Below are 15,235 nucleotides of genomic sequence, written 5' to 3'. Positions count from 1 at the left end.
GGTTCTCCGCAGGTGGACCCGGTCAGTGTGCAAGGCTGTACGCCTTGCGCCTTGATGAGGGTCAAGTCCACCGGTTCAGTTACGGGTGATAAGTCGCCAGTTCGTCTTCCGCGAGGATGCGGATGTTGCGGCGCTCCATGGCGATCAGGCCGCTCTCTACCAGTCGATGCAAAATGCGCGAGAAGGTTTCCGGCTGGATGCCCAGCTTCGAGGCCACCAGGCGTTTGGAGACTTGCAGCACGATCTGGCCGTTGACCGGGTCGCGCTCCTGGAACAGAAAATTGATCACACGCCGGCTGGCGTTGGTCAGGGTCAGGGTGTCGATGTCCTTGAGGCGCTGATGCAAGTGAATGCTCATGCTCGCCAGGATCGCCAGGCAGACTTTCGGCTGATCTTCCAGGGCGTTGCGATAATGGCTGCCCTCGATGCTGACCAGCACGCAGTCCTTCAGGGCCGTGGCGCTCACCGGGTAAAAACGGATCTGGCTGAACAGCAGGGCCTCGGCAAAGGTTTGCCCGGGCTGGATGATTTCCACCAGGTTTTCCTGGCCTTCTCCAGTGATCCGATAGAGCTTGATCTGGCCGCTGATCAGCAGGAAAAAGCGCTTGGCCGGATCCCCTTGGTGCAGGAGCGTGCTGTGACAACTCAGGCGTTTGAGCGTGGCCAGGCCACAGACTTCTTCAAACACCTTGTCCGGCAATTGCTTGAACAGGTGATGACGACGCAACATTAAAACGGTGGAAGGGTGAGTCAGCATGGCGTACCTCCGCTACCGGTCATGGTAAAGCGTGCTGGCCCCATGGCCTATGCCTCCACCGGACTACCTCCAAAGGGGAATGGTGCTCAGCCTGTGTTGCGCAGATGCTCCATCGCCCACACAGCAGCCTCGACGCGCGAGCGCAGCCCCAGTTTGTGCAGCAGGTTCTTCACATGAACCTTGACCGTGCCTTCGGTGATGCCCAGCTTGTGGCCGATCACTTTGTTGCTCAAGCCGCTGGCGATGGTCTTGAGCACCTGACGCTCGCGTTCGGTCAGCTCGACCTCGGCCTGGCGCGGAGGTGAGCGCAGCGCCTGGGCCATGACCCGGGTCAGGCCCGGGCTGACGACCAGCGCGCCGTCCAGGGCATCGCGGATGTACTGAATCAGCAGTTCGGGCTCCATGTCCTTGAGCAGGTAGCCATCGGCGTCCAGGCGCAACGCATCGCGAATATCGTCTTCGGCATCGGATACGGTAAACAGCAGCACCTTGGCGGTGCAGTGCATGGCCCGCAAGCGTCGCAGGGTTTCAATGCCATTCATTTGCGGCATGTTGTTATCGAGCAGCAACAGGTCAGGTTGCAGCGGCTCGATCATGGCCAGGGCTTCCTCGCCGTGGCCGGCTTCGCCGACAATCAGGAAATCATCTTCAAGTTCGAGCATCTGGCGGATGCCGCGACGCATCATGGGGTGATCGTCGACCAACAGGATCCGGTATTGCGGGGACGGGTTCATGTGACGCTACCTTTTGTGGGTTGTCCGAGAAACTCCGGTCGGAATTCCATCTGGACGAGGGTGCCCTGAGGCTCCCTGGAAACGATCTGCAACTGCCCGTGCAAGCTGCGGGCACGTTCATTCATGATGGTCAGGCCGTGGTGCTCGCGCTGATCGCAACTGTCGCTGAAGCCCCGGCCATCGTCCTCGATCGACAGCCGCACGATTTCGCCGTCCTGGCGCAGTTGCAGCCAGGCGTTTTGCGCGTGGGCGTGGCGCAGGCAATTGGAGAGTGCCTCGCGTGTGATCTGGAGGATGTGGATCTGCTCACTGGCGGACATTTCGAACGCCAGGCTGTCGACCTGCAGGTGTACCTGGAACTCGCCCCGGCGGGAAAACTCCTCGGCCGTTTCCTTGAGTTCCGGAATCAGGCCGGCGTCGTGAATCTGYAAGCGGAAGGTGGTCAGCAATTCGCGTAACTGGCGGTAGGCATTGTTCAGCCCTTCGCGCAGTTCCGCGGTGACGTTTTCCAAGGTTGCCACGGGCTCGCCGCGACGCATCAGGGTCTGCATGCGGCTGACTTGCAGCTTCATGTACGACAGGGCCTGGGCCAGAGAATCGTGCAACTCGCGGGCAATGATGGTGCGCTCTTCGAGCAACAACAGGCGATGGTCCTGCTCGCGTTGACGCTTGAGCGAGAGCGAGGTGCCGATCAGGTTGGCCAGGGCCTGGATCAGTTGGGTTTCCCAGGCTTGTGGGGCGTGCCCATCGATGAAGTGGGCCTTGAGTTCGCCCAGTTCGCTGCCCTGGTTGCTGATGCTCAACGTGATCGGGTGGGGTTGAAGATGCTTCTGGCACGTGGCGCAATTGCTGCTGGCGCAGACCTCCCGGTTGCTGGCGCCATGCAGGGCGAGCAATTGCTGGGCCGGGGCCTGCAATTGGCCTTGCAGGCACAGCGACAGGCGCAACCCGGGCAGGCGCGTCTGGAAGCGCCGGATCAATTCGTCCAGGCCCTCGGCGTTGGCCAGGCGTGTGGCCAGGCTGCGACTGCTTTGATACAGCAATTCCAGGGCGGCGTTGGCCTGTTGCAGGTTCAGGGTCTTTTGCAGGACCTGTGTTTCCAGGGTGCGATGAGACTCCTCGATGGTTTCGGCCATGGCATTGAAGCTCATGGCTAACTGTCCCAGCTCGTCTTGAGACTGATGATTGACCCGGGCCTTGAAGTCGCCTCGGCGAAAGCGTTGGGTGGCCTCGACCAATTCCCCCAGCGGGGTCACCACGCTGCATTGCAGTTCGTACAGGCCAATCAGCAGGACGATCATGGTGGTAAACAGGGCCGCCCCCTGAATCACCTGCTGCCAGGTTTGCTTTTGCTCGCTTTGGCGCTGCAACAGGCTAACGAACCGGTTCAGTTGTTCAACGAAGGACTGGGCGCCGGCCTGAAATGTCGTCGCATCGCCGCGGATCAACGCCGGATGCAAGTCTTCGTTCCAGGTTTGYTGGAGCTGCTGGTAGCTGCGTTGCAAGTCGGGATTGGCGCCGTCGTCCAGCACGGTCTTGAGGGACTGGCTGGTGAGGCGCTGTTGCAGGCTCTGTGCAACGCGGGCGAGTTCTTTGGTGTCGGCCCCCGCGGTCAGTTTCCAGCTCAGGTGATAGGTCTCCATGCGCACCGAGCCTGCGGTGTTGATCGCCGCCGCGTCGCCTTGGCTGAACCAGGCAATCAGGCCAGCGCTCAGCGAACTGGCGAGGGCGAGCACGGCAATCAGGATGACCGCGAGCCCGGCGCGCGCGGGCAGGGAACTGCGCAACCAGCGGATCATTCGCGCAGGCCTCGGATAAACACGGGAAAACCGGCCATGCAGAACTCCAGGGAACAACAGTTGACGGTTTTGCCGCCGAACCCGGCGCACTACCTCTAAAGAGTTGTCGACCGATCGGTGCCAGCAACGCCGTTGAAACGAAACAGCAAGATGCTGATAAACAAAGGGTTTACAGGTTTTTGCGCACTACCTCCTTGGAGGTAGGCTGCGCAAGCATAGGCTTGTGGGCCTCGGGGCTTCGTTGATCCGGATCAAGTTTTTGCGGGGTTGGCCTCTCTAGTCTGCCGTCATGGCTAATTGACTGGAGAGTGAGATGACTCAACCGCGTGTACGACAAGGCCTGGTGCTGGGCATGAGCACGCTGGCTTTCACCGTGTGCTTCATGGTGTGGATGATGTTTGCCGTGCTCGGCGTGCCCATCAAGGAGTTGCTCCAGCTCAACGAAACCCAGTTCGGCCTGTTGGCCGCCACCCCGGTGCTGACCGGCTCGCTGGCACGCTTGCCACTGGGCCTTTTGACCGACCGCTTCGGCGGGCGCATCGTGTTTTTCCTGCTGATGCTGTCCTGCGTGTTGCCGCTGTACCTGATCAGCCATGCCACGGCGTACTGGCAGTTCCTGGTCCTGGGCCTGTTCGTCGGCCTGGCCGGGGGCTCGTTTTCCGTCGGTATTGCCTACGTCGCCAAGTGGTTCGACCAGGACAACCAAGGCTTTGCCATGGGCATCTTCGGCGCGGGGAATGCCGGGGCCGCCGTCACCAAGTTTCTCGCCCCGGCACTGATTGCCGCCGGTAGCTGGCAACTGGTGCCGAAAGTCTTCAGCGCAATTCTGTTTATCACTGCGCTGCTGTTCTGGTTCCTCAGTTCAGACAACAAGCAGCATCGCAGTGCCTCGGGCGCGAGTCTTCGCCAGCAGCTTGGCGCACTGAAAGACCCGGCGGTGTGGCGCTATTGCCAGTACTACTCGATCGTCTTCGGTGGCTATGTCGCCCTGGCGCTGTGGATGACGCGCTACTACGTGCAGGAATACGGTTTCAGCCTGCAAAGCGCTGCGCTGTTGGCCGCCTGCTTCTCCTTGCCGGGCGGCGTGCTGCGCGCCGTCGGTGGCTGGATGTCCGATCGTTGGGGCGMGCAAAGCGTGACCTGGTGGGTGTTGTGGGTGAGCTGGATCTGCCTGTTCCTGCTGTCCTATCCGCAGACCCAACTGCAAGTGCAAACCGTCAACGGCCCGCTGGATTTCCACATCGGCCTCAATCCCGCGCTGTTCACCGTGCTGCTGTTCGTCATGGGCATCGCCTTCGCGTTCGGCAAGGCCTCGGTCTTCAAATACATCGCCAACGACTACCCGAAAAACATGGGCGCGGTGTCCGGCATCGTCGGCCTGGCCGGTGGTTTGGGCGGCTTTGTCCTGCCCATTCTGTTCGGCGCGCTGATGGACCTGACCGGCGTGCGCTCCTCCTGCTTCATGTTGTTGTACGGCGTGGTCTGGGTGTCCCTGGCCTGGATGTACTTCAGCGAAATACGCCGCCGCCCGCTGCTCGGCAAGCCGCTCGTGGCAAACGCGACTCAGATTTCCAGCATTGCTCAAGGAGACAACCATGTCCGTACTGCAAAAGCCTGACAAGGGGCCGGTCATTCATGACTGGCGCCCGGAAGATCCCGAGTTCTGGGGCCGTAGCGGTAAACAGACGGCGACGCGCAACCTGTGGATTTCCATTCCCGCACTGCTGCTGGCGTTTGCCGTGTGGATGGTCTGGAGCACGGTGATCGTGCGCCTGAACGCCATCGGTTTCAGTTTCACCACTGACCAGTTGTTCTGGCTGGCCGCGTTGCCGGGGTTGTCCGGTGCGACCCTGCGGATTTTCTACTCGTTCATGGTGCCGATTTTCGGCGGCCGCCGCTGGACCGCCCTGAGCACGGCTTCGCTGGTGCTGCCGGCGTTGTGGATGGGGTTTGCCGTGCAGGACCCGAGCACGTCTTACAGCGTGTTTGTGTGGATTGCATTGCTGTGCGGTTTCGGCGGCGGCAACTTCGCGTCGAGCATGTCCAACATCAGCTTTTTCTACCCTAAATCCCAGCAGGGCACGGCCCTGGGCCTGAACGCCGGCCTGGGCAACCTGGGGGTTTCGGTCATGCAGTTCAGTGTGCCGCTGGTGATCACCTTCGGGGTGTTCGGCGTCCTCGGTGGCCAGCCGCAAACACTCGAAGACGGCAGTCAGCTGTGGCTGCAGAACGCGGGCTTCATCTGGGTGCCCTTCATCATTGCGGTGACCTTGCTGGCCTGGTTCTGCATGAACGATTTGTCCAGCGCACGGGCCTCGTTCAGCGAGCAGGCAGTGATTTTCAAGCGCAAGCACAACTGGCTGATGTGCTGGTTGTACCTGGCCACTTTCGGTTCGTTCATTGGTTTCTCCGCAGCCTTTCCGTTGCTGATCAAGACCGCGTTTCCCGAAGTCGTTGCGCTGAAATTTGCCTTCCTCGGCCCGTTGGTAGGCGCACTGGTGCGGCCATTGGGCGGTTGGCTGGCGGACAAGCTCGGCGGTGCGCGGGTCACCCTGTGGAACTTCGTGCTGATGATTGTGATGGTCTTCGGCGTCCTGCACTTCCTGCCGCAGAACGGCACCGGCGGCAACTTCTACGGCTACCTCGGCATGTTCATGCTGCTGTTCATCACCACTGGCGTGGGCAACGGCTCCACGTTCCGCATGATCCCGGTGATCTTCCGCACCCTGCATGAAAAAGCGGCTGCCGGGAAGGCGCCGGAGGTCCGTGAACAGGCCCTGAAAAATGCTGGCAAAGAGTCGGCCGCCGTCCTGGGCTTCAGCTCGGCCATGGGCGCCTTCGGGGCGTTCTTCATTCCCAAATCCTTCGGCACATCCATGGCCCAGACCGGCGGCCCGGAGATGGCCTTCTACATGTTCGTCGGCTTTTACCTGAGTTGCATTGTGGTGACCTGGTGGTGGTACGCCCGAAAAGGTGCTGCGACGCCCTGCTGACAGAAACCGAATCCAAACCTTGCACGGGCGGGGCATAGAACCCCGCAGCAAGCCTGAGAGGAAAGCACCATGAGTCATTTGTTGGATCAACTGCGGTTTTTCAATCGCAAGCAAAGCGAGTTTTCCGAGGGGCACGGGGAGACCCGCAAGGAGTCCCGCGACTGGGAGAATGTCTACCGCTCGCGCTGGCAGTACGACAAGATCGTGCGCTCCACCCACGGGGTGAACTGCACCGGTTCGTGCTCGTGGAAGATTTACGTGAAGAACGGCCTGATCACTTGGGAAACCCAGCAGACCGATTACCCGCGTACCCGCAACGACCTGCCCAATCATGAGCCACGCGGCTGTCCGCGCGGGGCCAGTTACAGCTGGTACATCTACAGCGCCAACCGGCTCAAGTACCCGAAAATCCGCAAGCCACTGCTCAAGTTGTGGCGCGAGGCGCGTCTGAAGCTGGCGCCGGTCGAAGCCTGGGCCAGCATTGTCGAGAACAAGGCCAAGGCCGACTCCTACAAGAGCAAGCGCGGCATGGGCGGCTTCATCCGTTCCAGCTGGGAGGAAGTCAACGAGATCATTGCCGCGGCCAACGTCTACACCATCAAGCAATACGGTCCTGACCGTGTGGTGGGCTTCTCGCCGATTCCGGCCATGTCGATGGTCAGCTACGCCGCAGGCGCCCGTTACCTGTCGCTGATCGGTGGCGCCTGCCTGAGTTTCTACGACTGGTACTGCGACTTGCCACCGGCCTCGCCGATGGTCTGGGGCGAGCAGACCGACGTGCCGGAATCGGCCGACTGGTACAACTCCAACTACATCATTGCCTGGGGTTCCAACGTTCCGCAGACCCGTACCCCCGACGCGCATTTCTTCACCGAAGTTCGCTACAAGGGCACCAAGACCGTGGCCATCACCCCCGACTATTCGGAAGTGGCCAAGCTCACCGACTTGTGGCTTAACCCCAAGCAGGGCACCGACGCGGCGCTGGCTCAAGCGTTCAACCATGTGATCTTCAAAGAATTCCACCTGGACAAGCCGAGCGCCTATTTCACCGACTACGCCAAACGCTTCACCGACCTGCCGGTGCTGGTGCTGCTCAAACCGATGCTCGGTGTTGCGCCGGGTGCCGGGTATCAACCGGATCGCTTCTTGCGGGCCTCGGACCTGACCGACAACCTCGGCCAGGAAAACAACCCGGAATGGAAAACCATCGCCCTCGACGCCAGCGGCGAACTGGTCTCGCCGCTAGGCTCGATCGGTTATCGCTGGGGCGAGCAGGGCAAGTGGAACATCCAGGCCCGTGAAGGCGGCGAGGGCCGTGAAGTCGATCTGACCCTGAGCCTGATCGGTGGTGAGGTCACGGAAGTGGCGTTCCCGTACTTCGCCGGTGAATCCCAGGAATACTTCCAGCACGTCGCCGGCGATGCCGTGCAGTACCGTCGTGTGCCGGTGCGCAGCCTGACCCTGGCGGATGGCAGCCAGGCCAAAGTGGCCACCRTGTTCGACCTGTCGGCCGCCAACCTGGCCATCGATCGCGGCCTGGGCGGCGCCAACGTGGCCAAGGACTACAACGACGCCAATGTGCCCGGCACCCCGGCCTGGCAAGAGCAGATCACTGGCGTGAGCCGTGAGAAGGCGATCCAGATTGCCCGTGAGTTTGCCGACAACGCCGACAAGACCCGTGGTCGCTCGATGATCATCGTCGGTGCGGCGATGAACCACTGGTACCACATGGACATGAACTACCGCGGGCTGATCAACATGCTCATGCTCTGCGGTTGCGTCGGCCAGACCGGTGGTGGCTGGGCGCACTACGTGGGCCAGGAAAAACTCCGTCCGCAATGCGGCTGGCTGCCCCTGGCGTTCGGCCTGGACTGGAGCCGTCCGCCACGCCAGATGAACGGCACCAGCTTCTTCTACGCCCACAGTTCCCAGTGGCGCCACGAGAAGATGAGCATGCACGACGTGCTCTCGCCGCTGGCAGACAAGAGCCAGTTCCCCGAGCATGCGCTGGACTACAACATCCGCGCCGAACGTGCTGGCTGGTTGCCGAGCGCGCCACAATTGAACACCAACCCGCTGCACATTTGCCGTGACGCTGCTGCGGCCGGCATGGCGCCCAAAGACTACGTGGTCAAGTCGTTGCACGAAGGTTCGCTGCGTTTTTCCTGCGAACAGCCCGACAGCCCGGTCAACTTCCCGCGCAACATGTTCATCTGGCGCTCCAACCTGTTGGGGTCGTCGGGCAAGGGCCACGAGTACATGCTCAAGTACTTGCTGGGCACCAAGAACGGGGTGATGAACGAGGACATCGGCAAGGTCGGCGACTGCAAACCGACCGAAGCCGAGTGGGTAGACGAGGGCGCCATCGGCAAGCTCGACCTGGTCACCACGCTGGACTTCCGCATGTCTTCGACCTGCGTCTATTCCGACATCGTGTTGCCGACGGCCACGTGGTACGAAAAAGACGACATGAACACCTCGGACATGCACCCCTTCATTCACCCGTTGTCGGCGGCCATTGACCCGGCCTGGGAATCGCGTTCCGACTGGGAAATCTACAAGGGCATCGCCAAGTCGTTTTCCGAGATGGCGGTCGGTCACCTGGGTGTCGAGCAGGACCTGGTCACCGTGCCGTTGATGCATGACAGCGTCGGCGAACTGGCCCAGCCTTTCGGCGGTACGGACTGGAAAAGTGAGGGCGTGGCGCCGCAACCCGGCAAAAACGCACCGAACCTGCAAGTGGTGGAGCGCGACTACCCGAACATCTACAAGCAGTTCACCTCCTTGGGGCCAATGCTTGAGAAGCATGGCAACGGCGGCAAGGGCATCAACTGGAACACCGAGGAAGAAGTGAAATTCCTGGGCGAACTCAATTACCGCGAGCGCGAGCCCGGGATCAGCCAAGGGCGGCCGAAAATTGAAACGGCCATCGATGCGGCCGAGGTGATTCTGTCCCTGGCCCCTGAAACCAATGGCCATGTTGCCGTCAAGGCGTGGGCCGCACTGTCGGAATTCACCGGCATCGACCACAGCCACCTGGCACTGCCCAAGGCGCACGAGGCGATTCGCTTCCGCGATATTCAGGCGCAGCCACGCAAGATCATTTCCAGCCCGACCTGGTCAGGCCTGGAAGACGATCACGTCAGCTATAACGCCGGCTACACCAACGTTCATGAAGCGATTCCATGGCGCACCATCACCGGCCGCCAGCAGTTCTACCAGGATCACCCGTGGATGCAGGCGTTCGGCGAGCAACTGATGAGTTACCGCCCACCCGTCAACACGCGGACCATCGAAGGGGTGAAGGGCAAGCGCAGCAATGGCGAAACCGAAATCGTCCTGAACTGGATCACGCCGCACCAGAAATGGGGCATCCACAGCACCTACAGCGACAACCTGCTGATGCTCACGCTGAGCCGTGGCGGACCGATTGTCTGGCTCTCGGAAATCGACGCAAAACGTGCCGGTATCGAGGACAACGACTGGATCGAATGCTTCAACGTCAACGGTGCCCTGACGGCCCGGGCGGTGGTCAGTCAGCGGGTCAAGGAAGGCATGGTGATGATGTACCACGCCCAGGAACGGATCGTGAACGTGCCGGGTTCGGAAACCACCAAGACCCGTGGCGGCCATCACAACTCGGTCACCCGGGTGGTGCTCAAGCCGACCCACATGATCGGCGGCTATGCCCAGCAAGCCTACGGTTTCAACTATTACGGCACGGTCGGTTGCAACCGCGACGAGTTCGTCGTGGTGCGCAAGATGGCCAAAGTCGACTGGCTCGATGGTTCGACCGGCGATGATCTGCCGCGTCCCCTGCCGACCGAGATGGATTGAGGAGTTGTCATGAAAATTCGTTCACAAATCGGCATGGTGCTGAACCTCGACAAATGCATCGGGTGCCACACGTGCTCGATCACCTGCAAGAACGTCTGGACCAGCCGTGAAGGCATGGAATACGCCTGGTTCAACAACGTTGAAAGCAAACCCGGCATCGGCTACCCGAAAGAATGGGAAAACCAGGACAAGTGGAAGGGCGGCTGGGTTCGCAATGCCAACGGCACGATCAACCCGCGCATCGGCGGCAAATTCCGCGTGTTGGCGAATATTTTTGCCAACCCGGACCTGCCGAGTCTCGACGACTATTACGAACCCTTCGACTTCGATTATCAGCACTTGCACACCGCGCCGCTGGGTGAGCACCAGCCCACCGCACGCCCGCGTTCGCTGGTTTCCGGCAAGCGCATGGAGAAAATCGAGTGGGGCCCGAACTGGGAGGAAATCCTCGGCACCGAGTTTGCCAAGCGGCGCAAGGACAAGAACTTCGACAAGATCCAGGCGGACATTTACGGCGAATACGAAAACACCTTCATGATGTATTTGCCGCGCCTGTGTGAGCACTGCTTGAACCCGGCGTGCGCGGCGTCCTGCCCGAGCGGGGCGATCTACAAGCGTGAGGAAGACGGGATTGTCCTGATCGACCAGGAGAAGTGCCGCGGCTGGCGGATGTGCATCAGTGGCTGCCCGTACAAGAAGATCTATTTCAACTGGAAAAGCGGCAAGTCCGAGAAGTGCATTTTCTGCTACCCGCGTATTGAAGCCGGGATGCCGACGGTCTGCGCGGAAACCTGTGTCGGGCGCATCCGTTACCTCGGTGTGCTGTTGTATGACGCCGACCGCATCAGCGAAGTGGCCAGCACCGCCAATGAGCAGGACCTCTACGAGAAGCAGCTGGAGATCTTCCTCGACCCTAACGACCCGGCCGTGATTCGCCAGGCGCTGGCCGACGGTGTGCCGCAGTCGGTGATCGACTCGGCGCAGCGTTCGCCGGTCTACAAAATGGCCGTGGACTGGAAGCTCGCGCTGCCATTGCACCCTGAATACCGCACCCTGCCGATGGTCTGGTATGTACCGCCACTGTCGCCGATCCAGAACGCGGCGGCCGCCGGCACCGTGGGCATGAACGGCGTCATCCCGGATGTCGACAGCCTGCGCATTCCCCTGCGTTACCTGGCCAACATGCTGACTGCCGGTGATGTCAAACCGGTCAAGCGTGCGCTCAAACGCATGCTGGCGATGCGTGCCTACAAGCGCTCCGAACAGGTGGACGGGGTTCAAGACCTGCAAGTGCTCAAGGATGTCGGGCTGAGCGTGAATCAGGTCGAGGAGATGTACCGCTACCTGGCGATCGCCAACTATGAAGACCGTTTTGTGGTGCCTAGCGCACACCGGGAAGACGCCATGAGCGACGCGTTCGCCGAGCGTTCCGGTTGCGGCTTCAGTTTCGGCAGCGGTTGCAGCGGCAGTTCCGACACCAACATGTTCGGGGCGAAGAAGGCCAACCGCCGCGACATCCTGAAAACCGTGCAGTTGTGGGAGGAATGAGCATGCGCATTCTCAAGGTTATTTCGTTGCTGCTCGATTACCCGACCCAAAGCCTGGTTTTCGGTCGCGATGAACTCGAGCAGGCCATCCACCAGTCACGGGAAATCAGCCCTCGGCAACGGGGGGCGTTGTTCGAATTGATGGAGCTGATTTGCGGCAACGACCTCATGGACGGACAGGAGCACTACGGTGCCTTGTTCGGTCGCGGTCGCTCGCTGTCACTGCTGCTGTTCGAGCATGTCCACGGTGAGTCCCGCGACCGTGGCCAGGCGATGGTCGACATGATGGCGCAGTACGAAGCCGCCGGTTTTGCCATCGGCGTCAAAGAGCTGCCGGACTATATCCCGCTGTACCTGGAGTTCCTGTCCACCCGTGACGACCTCGAAGCCCGCGAAGGGTTGGCCGATGTTTCGCACCTGTTGGCGTTGCTGGCGGCCCGTCTGGAGGAGCGCGAAAGCGCGTACGCCAGTTGCTTCCGGGCACTGCTGCAAATTGCCGGCGCCGAACCGCAGGAGGCGGTCGCGCAATTGCGTGCGCAGGTCGCCGCCGAATCCAGGGATGACTCGCTGGAGGCGCTGGACAAGGTGTGGGAAGAGGAGGCGGTGGACTTCCTCCAGGCCGAACAGCAAGACCGTTGTGGCTCGCAGCCAAGTGCGCCGGGCAAGGCCCGGGAAGAAAGCGCGGTACCGCTGCACTGGGTCGATTTTCAGCATGAAGGCGTGGCCAGCGTGCCCGCCGCGGAGGTACGCAATGTCTAAGTGGAACCTGTTGTTGTTCGGGGTTTATCCCTATGTCGCGCTGGCGATCTGTCTGCTGGGCAGTTGGGCACGCTTCGATCTTTCGCAGTACACCTGGAAGGCTGGCTCCAGCCAGATGCTGAACAATCGCGGGATGCGCGTGGCGAGCAATTTTTTCCACATCGGTGTGCTGTTTGTGCTGGCCGGACACTTCGTCGGCCTGCTGACCCCGGCGTCGGTCTATCACCATGTGATCAGCACCGAGCACAAGCAATTGCTGGCGATGGTCTCCGGCGGCTTTTTCGGCCTGTTGTGCCTGGTCGGTTTGCTGATGCTGGTGAAACGGCGCCTGAGCGACCCGCGCGTGCGCGCCACGTCCAGCACCTCGGACATCCTGGTGTTGCTGGTGCTGCTGGCGCAGTTGGTGCTCGGCTTGCTGACCATCGTGGCGTCCACTGAACACATGGACGGCTCGGTGATGGTGATGCTCGCGGACTGGGCACAGAACACCGTGCTCTTGCGTCCGGTGGAAGCCGCGACGGCGATGGCACCGGTTGGCCTGGTCTACAAGCTGCACGTGCTGCTCGGCCTGACCCTGTTCGTGCTGTTCCCGTTCACCCGTCTGGTACACATCATCAGTGCGCCGGTCTGGTACCTGGGACGTCGCTATCAAATCGTTCGGCAGAAAATCTGAGGAGGCAATCATGTCAGGTGGATGTGGATGTGGCGGCGGTAACGGTGGCAGCGGAGGTTGTGGTTCTTCCCGCCCCGCGGAACCGGTGATGCCCGAAATCGAGGAGGGTGGGGCGGTGATGTTTGAACCACCACACCCAGAACCCGCGCAGGCTGACGAAGCCCCTGCGCAACTGATCGCCAGCAGTGAGCAGGAATGGCCGATCATCAGCGTCAACGAGGTGTCGATTGCCCCGGAGGCCATGGCCCGGGAGCTGCAATATCATCCGGCGCCCAGCCGTGAAGAGGCGGTGTACCACGCCGCCCGGGCACTGGTGATCCGCGAATTGCTGCAGCAGCGCATCGCCGAGCTCGACTTGTCACTGGAGTTGGGTGCTGGCGAAAACGAAGAGGAGGCCGCCACGCGTTTGTTGCTTGAGCGCGAGGTGCAGGTGCCCGAGTGTGACGAGGCCACCTGTCAGCGTTACTACGACAGCAACCGTGCCCGCTTTCACAGTGCACCGTTGCTGGCGGTGCGGCACATCCTGCTCGAATGCGCGCCGGACGATGCCGAGGCGCGCAGCCTGGCGCACGTTCAGGCTGAACTCCTGCTGCAACGCCTGGCGGATTTGCCGGGCAGTTTCGCCGAGCTGGCGCAGAAATACTCGGCCTGCCCGTCGAAAGCCCAGGGCGGGTCGCTGGGGCAGATCAGCAAAGGCCAGACGGTGCCGGAACTGGAGCGGCAGTTGTTCACCCTGGCCCCGGGTTTGGCCAGCAAGCCATTGGAAAGCCGGTTTGGCTGGCACGTCGTCAGCGTCGATCAGCGGATCGAAGGCAAGGCCTTGCCCTATGAAGTGGTCTCGACGGCGATCCGCACCCAGTTGCAACAGGGTGTCTGGCAAAAGGCGCTGGTGCAGTACCTGCAAACCCTGATCGGTGCGGCAGATATTCGCGGTATTCACTTACAGGGCGCCGACTCGCCGCTGGTGCAGTGAGTGTGTGATCAAGGGGAATGTGATGGGCACGCTGATGCAGGATGGGTTTGGACGGCAGATCGACTATTTGCGGATGTCGGTGACGGACCGTTGTGATTTTCGCTGTGTGTATTGCATGGCTAAAAACATGACGTTTCTGCCGCGCCAGCAGGTGCTCACCCTGGAGGAGTTGCAGCGCCTGGCGACGCTGTTCGTCGGCCTGGGTGTGCGCAAGATCCGCCTGACAGGGGGCGAACCGTTGATTCGCCCCGGCATCGTCGACCTCTGCCGCCACATTGCCGCCTTGCCGGGTTTGCGCGAGCTGGTGATGACCAGCAATGGTTCACAACTGCAACGTTTGGCCCGGCCGCTGGTAGAGGCCGGTGTCAAGCGGATGAACATCAGCCTCGATAGCCTGGACCCGCAAAAGTTTCTCGCGATCACCCGCAACGGCGATCTCGATCAGGTCCTTGCTGGCATTGAGGCGGCGTGTGGTGCGGGGTTCGAGCGGGTCAAGCTCAACTGCGTGGTGATGAAAGGACGCAACTTCGATGAAGTGCTGCCACTGGTGCAATACGCCATTGATCAGCACATCGATATCAGTTTCATCGAGGAAATGCCGTTGGGCGATGTCGGCCGTGCCCGGGGCGAGTCGTTCTGTTCCAGCGACGAGGTCCGGGCGCTGATCGCCAGCCGTCATCCGTTGCTCGACAGCACGGAAAACAGCGGTGGCCCGGCGCGGTATGTGCGCCTGGCACAGCATCCCGACACCCGGATCGGTTTTATCTCGCCCAACAGCCACAACTTCTGTGGCACCTGCAACCGGGTGCGAATGACCGTTGAAGGGCGGCTGCTGCTGTGCCTTGGACAGGACGATGCGCTGGACTTGCGCGGCTTGTTGCGCCGCTATCCGCTGGACGATCAGCCCTTGATCAACGCGGTGCAACAGGCCTTGCGCCACAAGCCACTGCGTCACGATTTCAACCCCGAAGGGACGGTGCAGTTGGTGCGATTCATGAACATGAGCGGAGGGTGAAACGAACCGCCAGGCAACGGTTTTAATCAATCGCCTTCGGGCGATTTTTTTTGCCGGTGATTCTTGATGTCGGTCAATTGCAGGAACGTCCATTGTCCGTAGCCTGCACTGCATATTGTGTTTTCAAGCCAATTAAAACCTATATGTA

General features: G+C 61.1%; 11 protein-coding genes. 8 read left to right on the top strand and 3 right to left on the bottom strand.

The genetic code is table 11. The features are described from left to right. Positions 1–79 precede the first annotated feature (79 nt). The 3 genes from AC1D2P_RS12360 to AC1D2P_RS12350 all read right to left on the bottom strand — a co-directional run bounded on the left by AC1D2P_RS12360 (position 80) and on the right by AC1D2P_RS12350 (position 3,290). A complete protein-coding gene (locus AC1D2P_RS12360; RefSeq protein WP_046028074.1) occupies positions 80–757 on the bottom strand; it encodes a Crp/Fnr family transcriptional regulator in 678 nt (225 codons plus the stop codon). Positions 758–843: 86 nt separating this feature from the next. Beyond that, the gene (gene narL, locus AC1D2P_RS12355) at positions 844–1,491 is read right to left on the bottom strand and encodes a two-component system response regulator NarL (protein WP_109787015.1); all 648 of its coding nucleotides are present in this window, start codon (positions 1,489–1,491) and stop codon (positions 844–846) included. Next, a complete protein-coding gene (locus AC1D2P_RS12350) occupies positions 1,488–3,290 on the bottom strand; it encodes a HAMP domain-containing protein (RefSeq protein WP_477757572.1) in 1,803 nt (600 codons plus the stop codon). Before AC1D2P_RS12350 ends, narL begins: the two co-directional genes overlap by 4 nt. 313 nt (positions 3,291–3,603) lie before the next feature. Between AC1D2P_RS12350 and AC1D2P_RS12345 the strand changes: the two genes are divergently transcribed. From AC1D2P_RS12345 to moaA, 8 genes are all read left to right on the top strand, one after another. Further along, complete coding sequence (locus AC1D2P_RS12345; RefSeq protein ID WP_477811448.1) at positions 3,604–4,908, top strand: MFS transporter; 1,305 nt, start codon at positions 3,604–3,606, stop codon at positions 4,906–4,908. Further along, complete coding sequence (locus AC1D2P_RS12340; RefSeq protein WP_046028069.1) at positions 4,886–6,283, top strand: NarK family nitrate/nitrite MFS transporter; 1,398 nt, start codon at positions 4,886–4,888, stop codon at positions 6,281–6,283. Before AC1D2P_RS12345 ends, AC1D2P_RS12340 begins: the two co-directional genes overlap by 23 nt. Positions 6,284–6,352: 69 nt before the next feature. Then, positions 6,353–10,120 carry a nitrate reductase subunit alpha gene (locus tag AC1D2P_RS12335; protein WP_477811447.1) on the top strand — a complete coding sequence of 1,256 codons (3,768 nt, stop codon included), beginning with the start codon at positions 6,353–6,355 and terminating at the stop codon, positions 10,118–10,120. Positions 10,121–10,129: 9 nt separating this feature from the next. After that, entirely contained in the window at positions 10,130–11,668 is a 1,539-nt protein-coding gene (narH, locus tag AC1D2P_RS12330) for a nitrate reductase subunit beta (RefSeq protein ID WP_046028064.1), read from the top strand. A gap of 2 nt (positions 11,669–11,670) precedes the next feature. Further along, entirely contained in the window at positions 11,671–12,426 is a 756-nt protein-coding gene (narJ, locus tag AC1D2P_RS12325; RefSeq protein ID WP_109787012.1) for a nitrate reductase molybdenum cofactor assembly chaperone, read from the top strand. Then, entirely contained in the window at positions 12,419–13,099 is a 681-nt protein-coding gene (gene narI, locus AC1D2P_RS12320; protein WP_046028062.1) for a respiratory nitrate reductase subunit gamma, read from the top strand. The genes narJ and narI overlap by 8 nt, the downstream gene beginning before the upstream one ends. A 10-nt stretch (positions 13,100–13,109) precedes the next feature. Continuing rightward, positions 13,110–14,072, top strand: coding sequence for a peptidylprolyl isomerase (locus tag AC1D2P_RS12315; protein WP_477757571.1), 963 nt, complete (start codon positions 13,110–13,112; stop codon positions 14,070–14,072). A gap of 22 nt (positions 14,073–14,094) precedes the next feature. Beyond that, complete coding sequence (gene moaA / locus AC1D2P_RS12310; protein ID WP_109787011.1) at positions 14,095–15,087, top strand: GTP 3',8-cyclase MoaA; 993 nt, start codon at positions 14,095–14,097, stop codon at positions 15,085–15,087. Positions 15,088–15,235 lie beyond the last annotated feature (148 nt).

Source organism: Pseudomonas sp. P1_F1_2 (genome assembly GCF_056405815.1).
Note: the sequence above shows the minus strand (reverse complement) of the source record. Positions and strands in the feature narration are given on the sequence as shown.